This is a genomic window from Streptomyces sp. MB09-01, assembly GCF_033794505.1.
Taxonomy (GTDB): domain Bacteria; phylum Actinomycetota; class Actinomycetes; order Streptomycetales; family Streptomycetaceae; genus Streptomyces.
Map to the genome: position 1 here is coordinate 1 of NZ_JARAYQ010000164.1, position 19,401 is coordinate 19,401.

Genomic DNA, 19,401 nt, shown 5'->3' on the forward strand with positions numbered 1-19,401 from the left:
CCCATGGGCCACGGGCCACGGGGCCACGGGCCAGAGCCACGCGCCACGCCCCCTCCCCACGCGCCACGCCCCACAGGCCACAGGCCAGGGGCCAGGGGCCAGGGGCCACACCTGCCACACCCCCCGGGCCACGGGGCCAGGGGCCAGAGCCACGCCCCCTTCCCCATGGGCCACGGGCCAGGGCCACGCGCCCCGCGCCACACCCCACGAACCACGGCCCAGGACCACGCGCCACGGGCAACCTGCCGGCCCGCCCGCAGCCCCCGCCCGCGTCCCCCTGTCCGCCCGTCCGCCCGCCCGGCAAGGGCCGCCGCACCCGACGCGGTCGGATGCGCGACAGGCCCGTCTGGGCCCGGCACACTGCCGCCATGGGCCTCTTCACCGCCGCCTGCGCGGCCTACGCCTCCCTCGCCGCTTGGCTCTGGCTCACCCTCGCCCAGGGCATGTTCTGGCGGACCGACGTCCGCCTCCCCCCGCGCACCGCCCCCGCCCACTGGCCGTCCGTCGCGATCGTCGTCCCCGCCCGGGACGAGGCCGAGGTACTGCCCCGGAGCCTGCCCTCGCTCCTCGCCCAGGACTATCCCGGCGAAGCCGAGGTGATCCTCGTCGACGACGGCAGCACCGACGGCACCGGCGGCCTCGCGCTCCGGCTCGCGGCCGGGCAGCCGGGGCTCCCGCTCACCGTCGTCTCCCCCGGTGACCCCGCCCCCGGCTGGACCGGCAAGCTCTGGGCGCTGCGCCACGGCATCTCGCTGGCGCGCACCGCGCACGCCACCGAGCCCGACTTCCTCCTCCTCACCGACGCCGACATCGCGCACGAGCCCGACAGCCTGCGCGAACTCGTCGCCGCCGCGACCTCGGCCGACCTCGACCTCGTCTCCCAGATGGCCCGCCTGCGCGTGGCCGGCTTCTGGGAACGGCTCGTCGTACCCGCCTTCGTGTACTTCTTCGCCCAGCTGTACCCCTTCCGCCGGATCAACCGGCCCTCCGCCCGGACCGCGGCGGCCGCCGGCGGCTGCGTGCTGCTGCGCACCGGCGCCGCCGTGCGCGCGGGGATCCCCGACTCCATCCGCCAGGCGGTCATCGACGACGTCTCCCTCGCCCGCGCCGTCCACCGCTCCGGCGGCAGGATCTGGCTCGGACTGGCGGAGCGGGTGGACAGCGTGCGCCCGTACCCGGCTCTCGCCGACCTGTGGCGGATGGTCTCGCGCAGCGCCTACGCGCAACTGCGCCACCAGCCCCTCCTGCTGGCCGGGACGGTCGCCGGGCTGGTGCTCGTCTACCTCGTACCCCCGGCCGCCCTCCTCACGGGGCTCGCGACCGGACACCCCGCGGTCGCCTGGGCCGGGGGGCTCGCCTGGCTCCTGATGGCCGGCACCTACCTGCCGATGCTGCGCTACTACCGGCAGCCCGCCGTGCTCGCGCCACTGCTTCCGCTCACGGCCCTGCTGTACCTCCTGATGACCGTCGACTCAGCCGTTCAGCACTACCGGGGTCGCGGTGCGTCCTGGAAGGGCCGTACCTATGCCCGTCCCAGCGACGCCTGAAACGACGAACGGCTGCCCGGAACCGAGTCATCCGAGGTCACCGCGTTGTGACGCTGCGTCAGTACGAAGTCGGTGCAACACCCAACCGGTGAGTACGAGTAGGAACAAGGTGGGGTGGAAGTGGCGAATCGTGCACGTGAACGTGAAGTGAAAGGTGAGGCCCTGACCTGGGAAGATGCAGGTCAGGGCGGTGTTGACGACACCTCGCTATGGACCCGGTGAAGTCGTGGGCTTAACTTAGGTCCCATGACCTCCCCCCGCTCCACTTATGGCGGCGGTTACTACTCCGCGCCCTCCTTCCCGGACACCCCCATCTACGACTCCCTCGTCGCCGAACGCGGCACCCCGCAGATCGCCCCGATCCGCGTTCCGGCCGCCTACGAGTCTCCGAGTGCCGGATATTCGAGCGGCGGTTACCTGCCGGCCCTGGCGTCGGCGCTGCCCGCGCTGCCGCCGGCCGCCCCTCAGCAACAGCAGGCTCCGGCCTACGGCTACCCGTACCAACAGCAGGCCCCGCAGCCGATGCCGCTGCAGCACGCACCCGCCCCGTACATCCCGCAGCAGCAGCCGGTTCCGGCGCGTACCGGATACGTGCCGCAGCCCCAGCCTCAGCAGCCCCGCCCGGCCGCCATGGCCACCGGGTACGAGGCCATGCGCCCGGCCGCGCCGCGTCCGATGCAGGTGCCCGCGCCGGTGCCCGCGGCCTCGTACGAGGACCCGTACGGCCGCCAGTACCAGGGGCGTGGTTACTGACCGGGCCACCGACAGGCGCCGGGACGGCGGAGGGGGCTGGCAGTATTCCCCCATGTCGAAAATGCACGTCCAGGCGCTCCACGTCCATCCCGTCAAGTCGGTGGCGGGAACCGCTCCCGAGGAAGCGGCCGTGGAGCCCTGGGGTCTGTCCGGAGACCGGCGGTGGGCGCTGGTCGACACCGGGGGCACGGTCATCACCCAACGCCGCCATCCGCAGCTGGCCTTGGCGGCGGCCCGTCCGATGGCCGGCGGCCGGATCGCGGTGACCGCGCCGGGCATGGCGGAGCTGGTCGTGGAGGTGCCCGAGCCGGGTCCGCTGGAGCCGGTCGTCCTGTTCGGGAAGAAGGTCGAGACCGTGGTCGCGGCGAGCGCCGCGGCCGACTGGTTCAGCGCGTACCTGCGGGAGCCGGTGCGGTTGATACATCTGGACGATCCGTCCGTACGGCGTCCCGTGGATCCGGACTACGCACTGCCCGGCGAAATGGTGAGCCTGGCCGACGGCTATCCGCTGCTGATCACCACCCTCGCCTCGCTGGACGCGCTCAACTCGCTGATCGCGCAGGGGGACCATCCCGAGGAGGGTCCGCTGCCCATGAACCGTTTCCGCCCCAATGTGGTGGTATCCGGCGCCGAGGCGTGGGCGGAGGACGGCTGGCGGCGCATCGCGATCGGCGACGCCGTCTTCCGCGGGGCACGGGAATGCGGCCGGTGCGTCGTCACCACCACCGACCAGGCGACGGCGGAGCGGGGCAGGGAACCGCTGAAGACCCTGGGGAAGCACCGGCGGATCGGCAAGTCGCTGGCGTTCGGGCGGCTCCTGGTGCCGGTGCGCCTGGGCACGGTGCGCGTCGGCGATGAGGTACGCGTCCTGGAATGACGCAAATGATGTGAATAGCGCGAATGATGCCCTGCCCGGACACCGCGGGCGACTCGCACGGCGCGGATGACACGGATGCCCGGCACTGACCAGCCGGCCCGGAATGACACCTTCGGGGGGCTCCGCATCCACGCTGGAACCAACAGGCACGACCACGCCGTTGGATCAGTCAGGACATGGGCAGAGGGAGACTGGCACAAGTTGGGGGAGCCGGACCGTGCGGACAGCAATGGGTGTGTGGCGTTGGCGGCGCAATCCGCTGCGCCGGCCGACCGATCTCTTCGAGGCGTGGGTGGCGTTCGCCGCGCTGGTGTGCGTGCTCGTGGTGGCTCCGGCCATCGGATGGGTCGCGGGCCTGCGGGTGGACGGCACCCTGCAGCAGGCCGCGCAGGAGCAGCGGCAGGAGCGTCATCTCGTTCCGGCCGTGGTGGTCCGGCCGGCGCCGGAGTCGGCGGCGGACGTGCCCGCCGACGGCTCGGCGGACGTGCCCGCCGAGGTGTCGGCGCAGCGGACCGCCCCGCGCCGTACGCAGATCGTGGCCGCGTGGACCGCGCCGGACGGCAGCAGCCACGAGGGCACCGTGCCGGCCGCGGAGGAACCACCGCGCGCCGGCGACCGGTTCCGGATATGGACCGATGCGCACGGCCGGCTGGTCGGGCAGCCGCTGGACCCGTCCGCGGCCGCCTTCCACGCGGGGATGGCCGGCCTGGCCGCAGCGATCGGGGTGGCCGCGCTGGGCGAGACGGTCCGGCGGCTGGTCGTACGACGGCTCGTGCATCGGCGGTACATACGTCTGGACCGGGCCTGGGCGGCCGCCGGACCGGACTGGGGCCGAGCGGGCGCGGGCAGTTGACCTGGCACCTCTTCGGCTCCGCGCGCGCTACGGTGGGGCGGCCGGATCGGTCGCTCCAGCAGCTTCGGTGGCACCGGCCGTTCACACGGCTCCGAACCACACGGATCGGCTGCGGCGGATCCGGTGACTTCAGTGGTTCCGGTGGCTTCAGACTTCAGTGGCTTCGGTCGCATCGGCAGCGCTAGTACGAGGGTGGGGGCACGACAGCACCATGGTTCAGGGCACGGTCCAGGTGACGCACGGCGGGTCTTCGCGGTGGCGGCGCCGCTCCGGTGAATATCCGACGCTGGCCGCCGCGCTCGCCGTCGCGGGGGACGGAGACGTGCTGACCGTCGCCCCCGGCACCTACCGGGAGAACCTGGTGCTGCACCACGCCGTCACCCTGCGCGGACCCGAGGGCGGGCTGGGGTCGGTGCGCATCGCCCCGCTCGACGGGGTCGCGCTGACCGTGCGCGCCTCGGCCGTGGTCCAGGACCTGTACCTGGAGGGCCAGGACCGGGCGGCGCCCGCGCTGCTGGTGGAGGACGGCTGCCCCGAGCTCACCGATCTGCGGGTCAGCACCCACTCGGCGGCCGGCATCGAGGTACGCGGCCCCGGGGCCCGGCCCCTCGTGCGGCGGTGCACGGTGGAGAACCCGGCCGGTGTCGGGATCGCCGTACTGGACGGCGGCGGCGGGGTGTTCGAGGAGTGCGAGGTCGTGGCCGCCGGGCAGACCGGCATCTCGGTCCGCGGCAGCGGCCGGCCCCGGCTGGAGCGCTGCCGCGTCCACCACGCGACGGGCGCCGGCATCGGGGTCACGGGCGAGGGCTCGGGCCTGGAGGCGCTGGGCTGCGAGGTCTACGAGGTCAAGGGCGCCGGAGTGCAGATCGCCGCCCGCGCCACCGCCCGGCTCACCGACTGCGCGGTGCACCGCACCTCGGCCGACGGCGTCACCCTCGACACCGACGCGGTCCTCACCCTGGCCGGCTGCGACATCCACGACATCCCGGAGAACGCAGTCGACCTGCGGTCCCGTTCGGTGCTCACCCTCAGCCGCACCACGGTCCGCCGCTTCGGCCGCAACGGGCTGTCCGTGTGGGACCCGGGAACCCGGGTGGACGCCGAGTCCTGCGAGATCCACGACAGTACGGGCGACTATCCGGCGGTGTGGATCAGCGACGGGGCCACCGTCGCCCTCGATTCCTGCCGGGTGCACGACGTGCCGGACGCACTGTTCGTGCTGGACCGGGGTTCGCGCGTCGACGTGGTCGACAGCGACCTGTCCCAGGTGCGCAACACCGCCGTCTCGGTGAGCGACGGGGCGACCGCGCAGCTCGACGACTGCCGGATCCGCGAGGCGGCCACCGGGGCCTGGTTCCGCGACCACGGCAGCGGCGGCACGCTCGCCAACTGCACCATCGACGCCGTCCAGACCGGCGTGATCGTCACGAAGGGCGCCGACCCCGCTCTGGAGCGGTGCACGGTCACCTCCCCGGCGGAGGCCGGCTTCTACGTGTCGGCGGGCGGGCGCGGCACCTTCACAGCCTGCCGGGTGACGGGCAGTTCCGGCTTCGGCTTCCACGTCATGGACGGCTGCCGCACCACGCTGACCCGCTGCCACACCGAGCGCTGTGCCCGCGGGGGATACGAGTTCGCGGAGGACGGGCCGCTCGCCGAGGAGTGCACGAGCGACGAGTCCGGCCCGCGGCTGGCGGCCCAGTCGGCCTCGGGCGGCGCGTTCGCGGGGGCGCAGGCAGGGATCCGTACGGTCACGGCGGCGCAAAGCTCCGTACCGCAGCCGGCCCAGGCGCCCGCGACCGTACCGCGGCCCGCGGCGGAGCGGCCGGAGGGCGGCGCGGCGGCGGGCGTGCGGGGTTCCGGCGAGGTGCTGGGCCAGCTCGACGCGCTGGTGGGCCTGGACAGCGTCAAGCGCGAGGTGCGCGCGCTCACCGACATGATCGAGGTGGGCCGGCGGCGGCAGCAGGCGGGCCTCAAGGCGGCCTCCGTGCGCCGGCACCTGGTCTTCACCGGCTCCCCCGGCACGGGCAAGACCACGGTCGCCCGGCTGTACGGGGAGATCCTCGCCTCCCTGGGGGTGCTGGAGCGCGGTCACCTGGTCGAGGTGTCCCGTGTGGACCTGGTCGGCGAGCACATCGGCTCCACGGCCATCCGTACGCAGGAGGCCTTCGAGCGGGCACGCGGCGGGGTGCTGTTCATCGACGAGGCGTACGCCCTGGCCCCGGAGGACTCGGGCCGGGACTTCGGGCGCGAGGCCATCGACACGCTGGTGAAGCTGATGGAGGACCACCGGGACGCGGTGGTGGTGATCGTCGCCGGGTACACGGCGGAGATGGACCGCTTCCTGACCGTCAACCCCGGTGTGGCCTCGCGGTTCTCCCGGACCATCACCTTCGGCGACTACGGGCCCGGGGAACTGCTGCGGATCGTGGAGCAGCAGGCGGAGGAGCACGAGTACCGGCTCGGGGAGGGCACCTCCGAGGCCCTGCTGACCTACTTCACGGACCTCCCCAAGGGTCCGGCTTTCGGCAACGGCCGCACCGCCCGCCAGACCTTCGAGTCGATGGTTGAGCGGCACGCGGGCCGGGTGGCCCAGCTGTCGGAGCCCAGTACGGACGAGCTCACCCTGCTGTTCCCGGCGGATCTCCCGGCCCTGCCGGCCCTGCCCGCTCCTTGCTGACGGCGGCCCGCTGGTCGGGTACTCCCCCAGCTACCGCTGGGCGGGGCCCCGAGCCCCGTGCGACCGCGTCCAGCCGGGAGAGCAGCGCGTCGCGTTCGGCGGCGAAGACGGGATCGGCCTGGTAGTCGGAGTGGCCCAGGATCGGCGCGGGCAGCGGGTGGCGGGCGCTGCGTCCGTAGGCGATCGGGTCGGCGAGCGGGCCGCGGTCCACGTCCTGCCCCGCGCCGGGAAGCGCCGGGCCGCCGATGGGGTCGGTGGCCCGCCAGAGGTTGCGCCAGCAGTCGAGTTCCTGGTGCAGGGCGGCGAGCGGCCCGGGACCGAAGTAGGCGGGGAACCAGCGGCCGTAGAGGCGGCCGAGCGGGGATCCGTACGTGAGCAGGGCGACCCGGCGGCGGGCGGGCGGCGGGAGTTGCCAGACGGCCGCCGCGGCGAGCACGCTGCCCTGGGAATGGCCGGAGATCACCAGGCGGCCGCCGGTGCGGCCGGTCCAGCCGGCCATCCGCCAGGTCAGGTCGGGGACGGCGCGCTCGGCGTAGCAGGGCGGTGCGAAGGGGTGGGCCGCGCGCGGCCAGAAGGTGCCGACGTCCCACAGGATGCCGATGGTCCGGCGTGCGGAGGGGTCCCGGTAGGCGCGGCGGCCCCAGGTGACGAAGACGGCGATGCCGAGGCCGATGAGCCAGGACCCGGCGTCCTGGGCGGCGCGGGCGGCGCCTTCCAGCAACGGCTGGGTCCCGCGGGCCGCTTCGCCCGGCACCTGCCCGCTGAGCCAGGCTCCGGCGAGGGCGCCCGCGCCGAGCACGAGGGTGATCCCGGAGACGGCCGCCACGAACCAGGGCGCGGAGTCGGTGAGCGCGGCTGCGGTCCGCGCCCCGGCGATCCGGCGGCTGCGGGCCCCGTCCGGCGCCTCCCCGGGGTACTCGGCGGCCACGGTTCCGGCGAGCCGGGCCCGGGAGCGTGCTCCGCGCACCGCGAAGCAGACGGCGAGCAGGGCCAGCACGAGGAGCATCGGCGGTAACACGGCGGCCTGCCAGGACAGCAGCACGGGCGGCCCAGGCAGCGGGGCGCCGGCCATCCCGGGGGTGGCGCCGCCGTCCAGCCAGTCGGCGACGCGCTGGGCGACCCCGCCGGACATCACCCCGCCGAGCGCGCAGCCGAGCATGGCGACGGCGGGCCCGGCGAGGCCGTGCAGGGCGGCCGACGGATCGGGGGCCCGTCGGTGCAGGGACCGGGCCACGGCGGCGAGGGCGAGCACGCAGCAGCCCTGCCCCAGCATGAGCACGCCGAAGGCGAAGTCCCCGGGGAGCCGGCCGGTGGAGGCCCAGCCGGGGCGCGACCAGCAGGCGTGGAGGAGGACCGCGGCGAGGAGGCCGAGGGCGGCGCCGGGCAGCAGGCTGACGGCGGCCCGGTCGAGCCGGTGGTCGGCCCGGGCTTCGGAGCGGCCGCGGCGGCAGACGACCCAGGCCACGGTGACGGCCCCGGCGGCGAGCAGCGCCTGAATGGTCCAGCCGAGGGCTTCGAGGGGGGCGGGGGCGCCGGCCCGCCGGTCGTAGCGGGCGGTGGGCACGGCGACGGCCGCCGCCACGGTGAGCAGCCCGGCGGCGGTGTGCGCGGCGCGCAGCCGGGCCACGATCCGGCGGCCGTACCAGAATCCCGGCCGGCCGAGCGCGGGCGCCGTGTCGGAGGCGGCGTCCGGGTCGGCGGAGCCGGCGGGCGGCGGCTGGGACTCGTAGGCGCTCCATGTGCGGTTCGACAGGAACCAGAGCAGTCCGGTCAGCGCGGCGGGGACCACCGATCCGAGGGCGAGACGGCGCCCCGGCTGGGCCCACCAACCGCCTCCGGGCGCGAGGAAGCCGAGCGGGGAGCGGGAGCCGGTGCAGGTGCGGGAGCCCGCGCACTGCCAGGCGAACAGGTCGAGCGCGACCTCGCAGGCGGCCGCGATCAGCAGCACGGACAGGCTGAGCGCGAGGATCCGTACGAGGACCCCGTACGTGCGCACCGCGCGCGGGGCCGGGTCGGCGGCGTGCGTGGCGGGCCGGGCCCAGTGGGCGAGGTTGGCCACCATGAAGGGCAGGAGCAGCAGCCACAGGGCGCGGGCGCCGTTGCCGGAGGTGAGCCGGGACCAGCAGTAGGCCTCCGGAACGGGCCGCCCGGCGTACCGCTCGGGGTGCGCTTCGGCGTCGGCGTCCTCGGTGCGGCGGAAGACGGCGGCGGTGGAGTCTCCGGTGACGCGAACGGTGCGCGGGTCGCCGAGCAGCTCGCCGGGGGCGGCGCCGGCGACTCCGTGGACGAGGAGTTCGAGGGCGAGGGGATGGTCGGGCGTGGGACGGTCCGGCACAGCGGCCTCCGCTCGCGGGGGCGGGATCGGCGCGACTCCAGCATCCCGCGCGCCGCCTCCCGTGCCCAGGCCCCGCGCCGCGCGGATCCCCCGCGCGAGGGTGAGAGCGCCGGGACCGGAACCGGGACGGGAATCTGCCTGAGATCGCAGCGGACATCTCAGGGCCGTCCGGCTATGGTGACGCCCACGCAGACCCGAACCTCGTCCCAGGGGGTACCGCCATGGCTCGCCGACTCCGTCCGGTGGGGCTGGACTTCATCGACGACGCGCCGATCCGGCTGGTCTTCGCCACCGAGGCGGCGGCGCCGCCCGAAGCCGTGTACCAGGCGCTCGCCGAGGAAGTGGCGGGCTGGCCCGGCTGGTTCAGGGCGGTGACCCTGGCCCGGCCCACGCACGGCGGTGCGGGCCGCGAGGTCAGGTTGATGGGCGGGGTGCGCTTCCATGAGACGGTCATGGCCGCGGATCCCGAGCAGCGCTACGCGTACCGGGCCGACACGACCAACGCCCCTGGACTACGGGCCCTGCTGGAGGAGTGGCGGCTGACGCCGGCCGGCTCGGGCACGCACGTCCGCTGGACCTTCGCCGCGGACGGCTCGGCCCCGTTCCGCCTCGCCCTGACGGCCGCCCGCCCGGGCCTGGGCCACTCCTTCCGCACGGCGGTCCGCACGCTGGACGGGCGGCTCACCGCCCGGCGCGGGGCGGATCAGTAGCCGGGTCCGCCACCGTGCCGGTCGCACGGTGCACTTCGGCCAGCTCTCCGTAGCCCCCCGCACCCCAGACCGCCCTGCGGAACTCCTGCAGGGTCATCGCCGGCCCGGTGCCGAAATGGACCACCGCGCAGCGTGCGCAGCCCCAGCCGCGGGACCAGACCTCCTCGGCGGCGCCGCGTCCGGCCGCGATCCGCGCCCTGAACGCCCGTTGGATCCGCACGGCCGAGACGATCAGCAGGACCGCACCCAGCAGCGCGAACCCCGAGATCCAGGCCAGGAACAGGAGCTCGGCTTCGGGCTCGGGCGCAGGGGCCCACGTCGCGCCGCCCCAGGGCGTCATCGAGCCGTGGTCCGCTTCGGCCGCGGGCGCGTCGGCGAACCAGTTCCCGCCCTGCGCGCCGCCGATGAACGTACCGATCGACACCAGGAGCAGCAGTACTCCCAGCGCCGTCCGCCCGGCGGTCACGGGTGGCGGCGGGGCGACGGCCAGTGCCTCGGCCAGCCGCGGGACGACCTCGAGGGCGCCGACGCTTCGGTCGCGGCCGCCGGCTTCCTCGCGGTACCTGCTGTGCCCGCCCACGCAGATGGCGGGGACGGCCCGCACCTCGTCGGGGCGGTGGCAGCTCGGACACTCCAGCTGCGGCGCCCGCGACTCGGCCCGCGACTCGGCCCGCGACTCGGCCCGGGACTCGACCTGGGGCTCGGCCGGCGGCTCGGCCCGCGGCCGGTCCGGCCGGTCAACCGGCCGCGGCTGCCGACCCGCACCGGTCTGGGCCCGTGTGCGCGCGTCCCGTTCCGGTCTGTTGTACTCGATGCCCGCCATGGCTCCCCCGAAGCTCCGCCGCGCTCAAAAGTCCGCACAGCGTAGCCAGCCGACTCGGCTCCGGCCAGGGCGTTTTCATCCCCGGACCGTCACCGTCGCGCCACGGGCCGGCCGGGCCCCACGGCTCCCGCGGCAGGCCGGTCAGGCCGGTCAGGCCGGTCAGGCCGACGGCTCGCGCCAGACCCCGGTCGTCAGCAGGGTGTCGAGGGTCTTCGCGTACGGGGCGATGTCGAGCCGCTGCGCCGCCAGCCACTCGTCGGAGTAGTACTTGTCCAGGTAGCGGTCGCCCGGGTCGCACAGCAGGGTGACGACGCTGCCGGTACGGCCCTCCGCCACCATCTCCGATATGATCTTCAGGGCGCTCCACAGGCCGGTACCGGTCGAACCGCCCGCCTTGCGCCCTATCGCCGTCTCCAGCGCGCGGCAGGCGGCGACGCTCGCCGCGTCCGGGACCTTCATCATGCGGTCGATGGCGCCGGGCACGAAGCTCGGCTCCATCCGCGGCCGGCCGATGCCCTCGATGCGCGAGCCGCAATCGCTGCTCGCGTCGGGGTCGTTGTTGGTCCAGCCGTCGAAGAAGCAGGAGTTCTCCGGGTCCGGGACGCAGATGCGGGTGTCGTGCTGCATGTAGTGCACGTAGCGCGCGATGGTCGCCGAGGTGCCGCCCGTACCGGCGGTCGCCACGATCCAGGCGGGCTCGGGGAAACGTTCCAGCTTCAGCTGCTGGTACATCGATTCCGCGATGTTGTTGTTGCCGCGCCAGTCGGTGGCCCGCTCGGCGTACGTGAACTGGTCCATGTAGTGCCCGCCGGTACGGGCGGCGAGCTCCGCCGACGCCTCGTACATCTTCATCGGGTCGTCCACGAAGTGGCATTCACCGCCGTGGAATTCGATGAGCCGGCACTTCTCCGGGCTCGTCGTGCGCGGCATGACGGCGATGAAGGGAACGCCGATCAGCTTGGCGAAGTACGCCTCGGAGACGGCGGTGGAGCCGGACGAGGCCTCGATCACCGGGCGGCCGGGGCGGATCCAGCCGTTGCAGAGCGCGTACAGGAACAGCGAGCGCGCGAGGCGGTGCTTGAGGGAGCCCGTCGGGTGGGTGGACTCGTCCTTGAGGTAGAGGTCGATGCCCCACGCCTCGGGGAGCGGGAAGCGCAGGAGGTGGGTGTCCGCGGAGCGGTTGGCGTCGGCCTGGACCTTGCGGACGGCTTCCTTCAGCCAGGCGCGGTAGTCCGCGTCGCTGCGGTCGACGTCGATGGTGGTGGCCGTCGTACCGGTGCTGCTGGTGGTGCCGGTGGTGCTCATGCGCCGCGCTCCTTCATGGGTGTAATTCGCCCCCTCCTTTCGCAATGTACCTCGCTCACCTGCACAAACGTTCACTTTGGGTTTCCATGCACATCGCTTTCGCTCGCGTTCGGTTGCACTGCGCGGCACCGTGGGTGACCCTGGTGGAGCATTACCGAGGGTGCAGCACCCGTAACACTCATGTCGGGGAGTCGCAGCCGTGATCACTCATTCCCGCAGGCACTGCGTCGTCGAACTGCAGGCCTTGCCGTCGCGGATCGGCCAAATCCGCAGAATCGTTTCTGCACAATTGCGCCACTGGCAGCTCGATCCGCTCATAGACCGGGCTGCGCTCGGTGTGACGGAACTGCTCACGAACGTCCATCGCCACGCGCAGCCGGACAAGACCTGCACCGTCGAGATCGAACTCCGTCTCGGGCGCCTGACCGTCTCGGTGATCGACAGCGATCCGCGGCTTCCGGTGCTCCACGAGGCGCCGGCCGGCTCGCTCGAGACCTGCGGACGGGGCCTCGCCCTGGTGGCGGCGCTCAGCGAGTCCTGGGGCGCACGGCACCAGTCCGACGGGCCGGGCAAGGTGGTGTGGTTCTCGCTCACGGCGGCTCCCGCCCAGGCGGCGCCCCCGCAGCCGGTGCGGATCGAGACCAGGCCCGTACGAGAACCCGCGCGGACGGTGCTCGTCGCCGTCGACCCGGGGGCCCTCGGGGCGGGTGCGCCGGTGGCATCGCCGGTCGGCGCCGGCCCCGGGTAGGCCCGGCCCCGACCCGCCCGCCAAGGCTCCGTGCCCGGCAAGGTCCGGAAGCGAGCCTAGGCCAAGGCTCCCAGCGGGTCGTCGAGCACCGGCTGCCAGGCCAGTTCCGCCGCGCCGACCAGGCTGTTGTGGTCCAGCGTGCACGGCAGGATCGGTACACCGCCGCTGCGCCCCCACAGGCTGCGGTCGGCGACCACCGCGCGCAGCCGCTCCGGGTCGGCGTGCAGGAGTTCCCGGTGCAGGCCGCCGAGGATGATCCGGTCCGGGTTCAGGATGTTCACCAGGCCGGCGAGGCCGAGCCCGAGCCGGTCGATCAGCTCCTCCGTGGCGGCCCGCACCGCGGGCTCCGCGGGTTCGTCGCGCAGCAGGTCGCGGGCCTGCTGGAGCAGCGACACCTCGGGGCCGGGGCTGCGGCCCGCCGCCGTGAGGAAGGCCAGCGGGTCCGCCTCCACGTCCAGGCAGCCGCGGCCGCCGCAGTGGCAGGCCCGCCCCTCGGGGTTCACGGTGAGGTGACCGACCTCCAGGGCCAGGCCCGAACTGCCGCTGTGCAGGCGGCCGTCCAGCACCAGCGCCCCGCCGACCCCGCGGTGCCCGGTGGCCACGCACAGCAGGTGCTGCGCGCTGCGCCCCGCGCCGTGCCGGTGCTCGGCCAGTGCCGCCAGGTTGACGTCGTTCCCGGTCAGCGCCGGGCCGTCGATCCCGGCCGCCTTCACGCACTCCGCGAAGATGGCCCGTACGGGCGAACCGGCCGGCCAGGCCAGGTGCAGCGGGTTCAGCGCGGTGCCCTCCGGCTCCGCGACCGCCGAGGGGACCGCGAGCCCCGCGCCGACGCAGCGTCGGCCGCTGTCGGCGAGCAGTTCGGCGCCCGCCTCCACGACCGCGCCGAGCACCTGGGCCGGGTCGGCGGAGACGGTGACCTTGCCGGGGGCGGTGGCCACGATGCGGCCGCCGAGGCCGACCAGGGCCGCCCGGAAGCCGTCCGAGTGCACCTGGGCCGCGAGGGCCACCGGCCCGTCCTCGGCCACGGAGAGGCGGTGCGAGGGGCGGCCCTGGGCGCCGCCGGCCCCGCCGGGGCGGGAGTCGACGCGGATCAGCCCGAGCGCCTCGAGCTCGGCGGCGACGGCTCCGGCGGTGGCGCGGGTGACCCCGAGCTCGGCCGTCAGGACCGCGCGGGTCGGGGCGCGGCCGGTGTGGACGAGCTCCAGCGCCGGCCCGAGCGCGCCGCGACCGCGTTCCAGCCTGGTCCGCGTGGCGGTCGCGGACGCGGATGGCGTGGTCACATCCCCCACCCGCGGCGGGGCCCCGTTGCCGTTCATGGCATCGATCCTCGCATGATCGGAGCGTGCCGGACGCCGCCGCTCAGCCCAGCCCGCCGACCCGGAGTGTGATGTTCAGCCGCCCGGTCAGCCCGAGGGCCTGCGGCCCGGTGCCCGGCAGGACCTTCGGCACTCCGTGGTAGGCCAGTCGGCTCGCGCCCCCGAAGACGAAGAGATCCCCGCTGCGGAGCTCCACGTCCCGGTACGGGCGGCCGCGCGAGGTGGTGTTCCCGAAGCGGAAGACGCAGGTGTCGCCGAGGCTGAGCGAGACCACCGGAGCCCCGGACTTCTCCTCGGCGTCGCGGTGCATGCCCATGCGGGAGTCGCCGCCGTAGAAGTTGATCAGCGCGATGTCGTAGGCCGCGGCAGGGTCCCCCAGATCCGGCAGGTCCGGCAGGTCCCTGTACGCGGCGGCCACCGCCTCCCGCCCCAGCTCGGCGAGCCACCCCGGCATCGGCTTGACCGGCGCCCCGTCCCCGTCGACGGCGGTACGGGCGTACCCGTACGGATACCAGTGCAGCCCGAGGCACACCTGCCGGGCGGTCATCACCCCGCCGCCCGGGGTCCGCACGGTGCGCAGGCCCGCCGGCGGACGGGCCCACGCGCGGCAGGCCGCCAGCAACTCGCCCTGCCGCTCGGCCCCGAGCCAGTCGGGCACGTGCACGGCGCCGGGAGCGATCACGGTCCGCTCGCGCGGGAAGAGTTCCCCATCCATGTCCCCCATTGTCGCGGGCGGGCTGATAAGACTCCTGGTATGGAGATCACCGAACTTGTGAAGACCCTCGCACGAGAAGGCGAGCTGCTCGCCGACCTGGCCGAACAGGCCGGCACGGACGCTCCGGTCCCCACCTGCCCGGGCTGGCACGTCACCGATCTGCTGCGCCACACCGGGTCGGTGCACCGCTGGGCGGCCGGGTACGTCGCGGAGCGGCGGCTGGAGCCGGTGGGCTTCCCGGACGCGCCCGAACTGGCCGACGGCGAGCTGCTCGCGTGGTTCAGGCAGGGCCACGCGGACCTGGTGCGCACCCTGACCGAGGCCCCGGCCGACGTGCAGTGCTGGACCTTCCTCCCGACGGCCCCGCCGTCGCCGCTCGCCTTCTGGGCGCGGCGGCAGGCCCACGAGACGACCGTGCACCGGATGGACGCGGAGGCCGCGCGGGGCGTGGCGTTCTCCCCGGTGGATCCGGAGTTCGCGGAGGACGGGGTGGACGAGCTGCTGACCGGCTTCCACGCGCGGCCGCGCAGCCGGGTGCGTACGCCGGAGCCCCGGACGGTACGGGTCCGGGCCGCCGACACGGGCGCGGTGTGGACCGTGCAGCTGTCGCAGGAGCCGGCCCGGACCGTGCAGGGTGACACGGGCGACGCGGCCGACTGCGAACTGACCGGGGAGGCGGCCTGGCTCTACGCGGCCCTGTGGAACCGGCTCCCGCTGGCGGGTCCGGGAGTGACGGGCGACCTGGCGCTGGCCCGGCTGTGGAGCGAGACGGCCGGGATCTGAGCCGGGCGGCGGGAAGCGGCGCGGCGCGGGCCCCCTTGTGACGGGCCGTACGCACTGTGACACTGCACGCATGGAGCAACGTACTCAGGCGGACCGGGACGCGATCACGATCGAGATCGGCTACGCCCTCGTCAGCGCCTGCTTCGCGGCCGCCCTCACCTTCGGTGCGGTGTACGGGCCCGCGCTGGCGTTCTCCGTGCCCCCAGCGGCCGGCCACGCCCTGGCGGTGGCCGGGGGAATCGTGGCGGGCGTCGTGTTCCTCCTCCGGATCACCCACGTCCTGTGGCGCTTCGCCCGCCGTCCGGAGAACGACGGCCGCTGAACCGCTAGGCCGCCGGACCCACCGCGGCCCACCAGGCGACCAGCCGGTCGGCCATCGCGTCGGTCCGGTGGGCGACGGGGTCCAGACCGAAGTGGTCCTCCAGCTCGCACCAGAGGAACTCACCGATCTCCGCACGGGTGGCGCCGCGGTGGAAACGCTGGAACAAGGGGACGAGCATGCAGTCGTACTCGTCCTGCGAGAGATCGGCGACGCCGATCGGATCCCACTCGTTGAGCAGGTACCGCAGGTTGTCGAACAGCACGGCCGACGGAGTCCAGGTGGGCATCGGGCCAGACTGCCACCCGACGAGGCGTGCAGCCGCCGAATATCGCGGGCTCGGGGCCAGGCCGTCTCTTTTGGATCTTGCCTGACCCGCGCCGCTCCCCCAGCTACCGCTGGGAGGTACCCCCAGGCACCGCACCTCGCCGCGTTGTCGGGAGCAAGCGAGTACGTCCAGTACAAGGGCGCCCCTCCGCCTTGCGATGCACGGCACCAGACGACGCGGGCTCAACCGGCAAGATCCGAAAGAGACGACCTAGCCGAGGGTGGCCGCGTAGGTGGTCTGGGCGCCGTACTTCCATGTCGGGCCCGCGTTCCAGGGGTTGGGCATGACCGTGCTGGTCGCGTACGCGTAGCCCGCGCCGCGGTCGAAGGCGGTGCGGAGGGTTGCGCGCATCGCCTCGGCGTCGGGGACGTCGTGGACCAGGTGCCAGAACGCCGTTCCGCTCGGGTCGAGTTCGGTTCCGGCGCGGTAGCCGGAGAGAGGGTCGAAGATGTTGCCGCCGAGCCAGCCGCCGCCGGTGTACGCGGCGTAGGTGTCCTCGTAGGTGACGAAGACGTCCGCGGTGCGGCGGCCCGGCTCCAGGTAGCAGTCGGCTATGGCGGTGCCGGGGTTGTTGACGACGAGGTCGGGGGCGGCCGGGTCGGCGGCGTTCATCGTGTCCTGGACGTAGCGGCGCAGTTCCGCGTAATGGTCGCGGGTGGCGTTGGCCGGGCCGCAGTCGCGGCTGACCACGTCGAAGAAGATGCCGTCGACGTGGAGGCGGCCGTCGGGGGTCTTGAGGTAGTTGTCGACGGAGGCCTTGACGGCGGCGATGTCGCGGTTGCCGCGGTCGGTGTGGACGTAGCCGAGCACTTTGGTCTTCTCGCCGGTGGAGGTGGTGCGCTTGCGCAGCGCGTCGGCCCGAGACCGCCAGGGGGCGCCGAACGGCGAGTCGCCGTTGCCCGGGTTCAGGACGACCACCGAGGCGGCCGGAGCGGTGGCGGTCAGGTCGGTCAGCATGGTGTCGTTCGCCCAGACGTACGCGGGAACGCCGATCTCCAGGCCCCGCACGCCCGGCATCCGGGGCTTGGGGAGCGGGGTGGACGTCGGGGCGTCGGCCGCGACCGCCGGCGCGTCGCGCGCCGACGCGGTGACGGCCGGCGCCGGCGCGGCCAGTAAGAGGGTGGCCAGGACGGCGTACAAGGCCTTTACGGCGCGAGGCATGAACGTTCCTCCGGCGGCGGCAGGGGGCGACCCGAGGAACACTAGACGGGCGGCCCGTCGTTCAAGGCTGAACCGCCCGCATTGGTATGAGGAACAGAAGAGCGAGCCATCGCCTCATCATGTGAATCTCCGCAAAAGCCTCCAGCTGCCCGCCCTCCCGTCATACGGCGGACAGGCCCACGCCGTGAGCCAGTTGGGCGGCGGCGTGCGCGAAGAATGCGGCACGGTCCTCGACGATGCGGTTGAACTGGCCGAACAGCTCGAAGGAGACGAGGCCGACCAGTTGGGCCCAGGCGGCGACGAGGGCGGCCGTGACCTGCGGCGGCAGGCCCTCGGCAAAGTCGGCGGTCATCCGGTCGGCCTCGGGACGCAGGGCCGGCGGCAGTGGCGGGAGGGCGAGGCCGCGCCCCTCGTAGGCGGCACGGAGGATGCCGACGAAGGTGTTGCCGACCCGGGAGGCGGGGCCGATGGTGTCCGCGGGGGCGCTGTAGCCGGGCACCGGCGAACCGTAGATGAGGGCGTACTCGTGCGGGTGCTCCAGCGCCCAGGCGCGGACGGCCTCGCAGACCGCGATCCAGCGGGTGCGGGGCGGGGATCCGGCGGCGAGGGCGCCGGCGTCGGCCTCCTCGGCGGCGGCGCCGATGCTGTCGTACGCGTCGATGATCAGCGCGGTGAGCAGCTCGTCGCGGCTGGGGAAGTAGCGGTAGAGGGCGGAGGAGACCATGCCCAGCTCGCGGGCTACGGCGCGCAGGGAGAGTTTGGCGGCGCCCTCGGCCGCGAGCATGCGGCGCGCCTCGTCCTTGATGGCGGCGGTGACCTCGATGCGGGCCCGTTCCCTGGCCCCTCGCACGGTGTTCATGCGGGTCAGTGTGCCACGCATCTGGAGCAGTGCCCAGAAAACGGACCCCTGCTCCATTTCGAGAGCAGTGCTCTTGCTTTGGTGCATCGATCCGTGCACACTGTTCTCAAGCGAGAGCAGTGCTCTCTCACAGTGGAAAACGGCCCCGGAGGTCACCATGAACGCGACGCCCACCCCGTACTACGTCCAGGCCGGCCCGCTCGCCACCCGCTTCAACGCGCTCTTCGGCAAGCTCGCCCGCTTCGGCATCAGCCTGGCCGGCAGCGCCGAGATGTCGGTGCGCGGGCGCAAGTCCGGCACGATGCAGCGGATTCCGGTCAACCCGCACACGTACGAGGGCGCCCAGTACCTGGTCTCGGCCCGCGGCCACTCCCAGTGGGTCCGCAACATGCGGGTCGCGGGCGGCGGCGAGCTGCGCGTGGGGCGCAAGGTGCGGACGTTCACCGCCACGGAGCTGACCGACCCGGTCCAGCAGGCCGCCGTCCTGCGCACCTACCTGGAGAAGTGGGGCTGGGAGGTCGACCGGTTCTTCCAGGGCGTCACCGCGAAGTCCTCCGACGCGGAGATCCAGGCGGCCGCCGCCGACCACCCGGTCTTCCGGATCACGGTGTCGAACTGACCCGGACCCGGCTCACTCGCCTCAGCGACCGCTGCGACCGCTGCGACCGCCGCGACCGCTGCGACCGCCACGACTCCTCGTCCGGTCATGACCGCGGCCGTCCGGCCATGACCGCGGCCATGACCCGGCCAACACCGCAACCGCAACCGCGACACGACCACGACCACGACCGCGGCGACACCCGCGACGGCCATGAACGCCGTGCCCGCCCGGCCGCCGCGGCCGCTCAGCCGAACGGCAGGCGCAGCCGCTCGACCAGCCGTTCCCGCAGGTGGTGCCCCCACAGCCAGAGCGGAAGCTCCCGGTGTGGCACGAAGGACCACAGGTCGTCGTCGGCCTCGTTGCCGCGGGGACAGCGGCGCAGCAGCTCCAGACAGCGCCGGTCCACCGTGCCGTGGAGCCGCGCCACATGGGCCAGGGCCACCACTCCCTGCCGGCGGACCTCCCGGTCCGCCGACTCCAGCGCCCTGGCGACCACGGGCAGCACGGCCGCGGGATCGGGGTGGTTGAGGGCCAGCGCGATCACCGCCACACCGACGGACCGCTCGCCGCGTTCGAAGGCTGCGAGGACCGGCTCCGGCTGCTCGATCCCGTTCAGGTTCAGGCCGCCCCACCAGTCCGGCTCGCCCGCACCCGCAGCGCCCTGAGCACCACCCCCGCCCACGCCCCGGCC

General features: G+C 74.0%; 19 protein-coding genes. 10 read left to right on the plus strand and 9 right to left on the minus strand.

From position 1 onward, the window contains the following. Positions 1–368: 368 nt before the first annotated feature. The 5 genes from PV721_RS28650 to PV721_RS28670 all read left to right on the plus strand — a co-directional run bounded on the left by PV721_RS28650 (position 369) and on the right by PV721_RS28670 (position 6,707). Complete coding sequence (locus PV721_RS28650; protein WP_319729080.1) at positions 369–1,547, plus strand: glycosyltransferase; 1,179 nt, start codon at positions 369–371, stop codon at positions 1,545–1,547. 246 nt (positions 1,548–1,793) lie between these two features. Next, positions 1,794–2,300: a DUF6643 family protein gene (locus PV721_RS28655; protein ID WP_319729082.1), complete on the plus strand. Its 507-nt coding sequence runs from the start codon at positions 1,794–1,796 to the stop codon at positions 2,298–2,300. Between the two features lie 52 nt (positions 2,301–2,352). Further along, positions 2,353–3,177, plus strand: a complete 825-nt coding sequence (locus PV721_RS28660; protein ID WP_319729084.1) for an MOSC domain-containing protein — start codon at positions 2,353–2,355, stop codon at positions 3,175–3,177. Between the two features lie 217 nt (positions 3,178–3,394). Further along, complete coding sequence (locus PV721_RS28665; protein WP_319729086.1) at positions 3,395–4,030, plus strand: hypothetical protein; 636 nt, start codon at positions 3,395–3,397, stop codon at positions 4,028–4,030. A gap of 211 nt (positions 4,031–4,241) precedes the next feature. Beyond that, on the plus strand, positions 4,242–6,707 hold the full coding sequence (locus tag PV721_RS28670) for a right-handed parallel beta-helix repeat-containing protein (RefSeq protein ID WP_319729088.1): 2,466 nt from the start codon (positions 4,242–4,244) through the stop codon (positions 6,705–6,707). On the opposite strand, the gene PV721_RS28675 is transcribed toward PV721_RS28670, so the two are convergent. After that, on the minus strand, positions 6,649–9,042 hold the full coding sequence (locus PV721_RS28675) for a hypothetical protein (protein ID WP_319729090.1): 2,394 nt from the start codon (positions 9,040–9,042) through the stop codon (positions 6,649–6,651). The genes PV721_RS28670 and PV721_RS28675 overlap by 59 nt on opposite strands. 221 nt (positions 9,043–9,263) lie before the next feature. On the opposite strand from PV721_RS28675, the gene PV721_RS28680 reads away from it, so the two are divergent. Next, positions 9,264–9,752, plus strand: coding sequence for an SRPBCC family protein (locus tag PV721_RS28680; protein ID WP_319729093.1), 489 nt, complete (start codon positions 9,264–9,266; stop codon positions 9,750–9,752). Here the strand turns inward: PV721_RS28680 and PV721_RS28685 are convergent. Both PV721_RS28685 and PV721_RS28690 read right to left on the minus strand, forming a co-directional pair. Further along, on the minus strand, positions 9,724–10,575 hold the full coding sequence (locus tag PV721_RS28685) for a hypothetical protein (RefSeq protein ID WP_319729095.1): 852 nt from the start codon (positions 10,573–10,575) through the stop codon (positions 9,724–9,726). The two genes, PV721_RS28680 and PV721_RS28685, sit on opposite strands and share 29 nt — an antisense overlap. A gap of 159 nt (positions 10,576–10,734) precedes the next feature. Continuing rightward, entirely contained in the window at positions 10,735–11,880 is a 1,146-nt protein-coding gene (locus tag PV721_RS28690; protein ID WP_319729097.1) for a PLP-dependent cysteine synthase family protein, read from the minus strand. Positions 11,881–12,079: 199 nt separating this feature from the next. Between PV721_RS28690 and PV721_RS28695 the strand changes: the two genes are divergently transcribed. Further along, positions 12,080–12,628 (plus strand): ATP-binding protein, encoded by a 549-nt coding sequence (locus PV721_RS28695; RefSeq protein WP_319729098.1) that lies wholly within the window; start codon positions 12,080–12,082, stop codon positions 12,626–12,628. A 56-nt stretch (positions 12,629–12,684) separates the two neighbouring features. Here the strand turns inward: PV721_RS28695 and PV721_RS28700 are convergent, their stop codons facing one another. Together PV721_RS28700 and PV721_RS28705 are read right to left on the minus strand one after the other, a co-directional pair. Then, positions 12,685–13,944 carry an ROK family protein gene (locus PV721_RS28700; RefSeq protein WP_319729100.1) on the minus strand — a complete coding sequence of 420 codons (1,260 nt, stop codon included), beginning with the start codon at positions 13,942–13,944 and terminating at the stop codon, positions 12,685–12,687. Positions 13,945–13,987: 43 nt separating this feature from the next. Next, positions 13,988–14,659 carry an alpha-ketoglutarate-dependent dioxygenase AlkB gene (locus PV721_RS28705; RefSeq protein ID WP_319729101.1) on the minus strand — a complete coding sequence of 224 codons (672 nt, stop codon included), beginning with the start codon at positions 14,657–14,659 and terminating at the stop codon, positions 13,988–13,990. 39 nt (positions 14,660–14,698) lie between these two features. Between PV721_RS28705 and PV721_RS28710 the strand changes: the two genes are divergently transcribed. After that, positions 14,699–15,442 carry a maleylpyruvate isomerase family mycothiol-dependent enzyme gene (locus PV721_RS28710; protein ID WP_319729102.1) on the plus strand — a complete coding sequence of 248 codons (744 nt, stop codon included), beginning with the start codon at positions 14,699–14,701 and terminating at the stop codon, positions 15,440–15,442. 70 nt (positions 15,443–15,512) lie between these two features. Further along, a complete protein-coding gene (locus PV721_RS28715; RefSeq protein ID WP_319729103.1) occupies positions 15,513–15,764 on the plus strand; it encodes a DUF6332 family protein in 252 nt (83 codons plus the stop codon). A 4-nt stretch (positions 15,765–15,768) separates the two neighbouring features. Here PV721_RS28715 and PV721_RS28720 read toward each other — a convergent pair whose 3' ends face one another. The 3 genes from PV721_RS28720 to PV721_RS28730 all read right to left on the minus strand — a co-directional run bounded on the left by PV721_RS28720 (position 15,769) and on the right by PV721_RS28730 (position 18,109). Further along, positions 15,769–16,050, minus strand: a complete 282-nt coding sequence (locus tag PV721_RS28720; RefSeq protein WP_319729105.1) for a hypothetical protein — start codon at positions 16,048–16,050, stop codon at positions 15,769–15,771. Positions 16,051–16,299: 249 nt separating this feature from the next. After that, complete coding sequence (locus PV721_RS28725) at positions 16,300–17,250, minus strand: spherulation-specific family 4 protein (RefSeq protein WP_319729106.1); 951 nt, start codon at positions 17,248–17,250, stop codon at positions 16,300–16,302. A gap of 160 nt (positions 17,251–17,410) precedes the next feature. Beyond that, entirely contained in the window at positions 17,411–18,109 is a 699-nt protein-coding gene (locus PV721_RS28730; protein WP_319729109.1) for a TetR/AcrR family transcriptional regulator, read from the minus strand. Between the two features lie 157 nt (positions 18,110–18,266). On the opposite strand from PV721_RS28730, the gene PV721_RS28735 reads away from it, so the two are divergent. Then, complete coding sequence (locus PV721_RS28735; protein WP_319729111.1) at positions 18,267–18,728, plus strand: nitroreductase/quinone reductase family protein; 462 nt, start codon at positions 18,267–18,269, stop codon at positions 18,726–18,728. Between the two features lie 226 nt (positions 18,729–18,954). Here the strand turns inward: PV721_RS28735 and PV721_RS28740 are convergent. Beyond that, a partial coding sequence (locus tag PV721_RS28740) for a hypothetical protein (protein ID WP_319729114.1) occupies positions 18,955–19,401 on the minus strand: 447 nt, incomplete at its 5' end.

Excerpts from the sequence above, each read along its gene's own strand:
- PV721_RS28660 (WP_319729084.1), top strand. The coding sequence starts at position 2,353 with ATGTCGAAAATGCACGTCCAGGCGCTCCACGTCCATCCCGTCAAGTCG.
- PV721_RS28670 (WP_319729088.1), top strand. The coding sequence starts at position 4,242 with ATGGTTCAGGGCACGGTCCAGGTGACGCACGGCGGGTCTTCGCGGTGG.
- PV721_RS28715 (WP_319729103.1), top strand. The coding sequence starts at position 15,513 with ATGGAGCAACGTACTCAGGCGGACCGGGACGCGATCACGATCGAGATC.
- PV721_RS28725 (WP_319729106.1), bottom strand. The coding sequence starts at position 17,250 with ATGCCTCGCGCCGTAAAGGCCTTGTACGCCGTCCTGGCCACCCTCTTA.
- PV721_RS28655 (WP_319729082.1), top strand. The coding sequence starts at position 1,794 with ATGACCTCCCCCCGCTCCACTTATGGCGGCGGTTACTACTCCGCGCCC.
- PV721_RS28700 (WP_319729100.1), bottom strand. The coding sequence starts at position 13,944 with ATGAACGGCAACGGGGCCCCGCCGCGGGTGGGGGATGTGACCACGCCA.
- PV721_RS28680 (WP_319729093.1), top strand. The coding sequence starts at position 9,264 with ATGGCTCGCCGACTCCGTCCGGTGGGGCTGGACTTCATCGACGACGCG.
- PV721_RS28730 (WP_319729109.1), bottom strand. The coding sequence starts at position 18,109 with ATGAACACCGTGCGAGGGGCCAGGGAACGGGCCCGCATCGAGGTCACC.
- PV721_RS28710 (WP_319729102.1), top strand. The coding sequence starts at position 14,699 with ATGGAGATCACCGAACTTGTGAAGACCCTCGCACGAGAAGGCGAGCTG.
- PV721_RS28720 (WP_319729105.1), bottom strand. The coding sequence starts at position 16,050 with ATGCCCACCTGGACTCCGTCGGCCGTGCTGTTCGACAACCTGCGGTAC.
- PV721_RS28685 (WP_319729095.1), bottom strand. The coding sequence starts at position 10,575 with ATGGCGGGCATCGAGTACAACAGACCGGAACGGGACGCGCGCACACGG.
- PV721_RS28650 (WP_319729080.1), top strand. The coding sequence starts at position 369 with ATGGGCCTCTTCACCGCCGCCTGCGCGGCCTACGCCTCCCTCGCCGCT.
- PV721_RS28735 (WP_319729111.1), top strand. The coding sequence starts at position 18,267 with ATGAACGCGACGCCCACCCCGTACTACGTCCAGGCCGGCCCGCTCGCC.
- PV721_RS28705 (WP_319729101.1), bottom strand. The coding sequence starts at position 14,659 with ATGGATGGGGAACTCTTCCCGCGCGAGCGGACCGTGATCGCTCCCGGC.
- PV721_RS28690 (WP_319729097.1), bottom strand. The coding sequence starts at position 11,880 with ATGAGCACCACCGGCACCACCAGCAGCACCGGTACGACGGCCACCACC.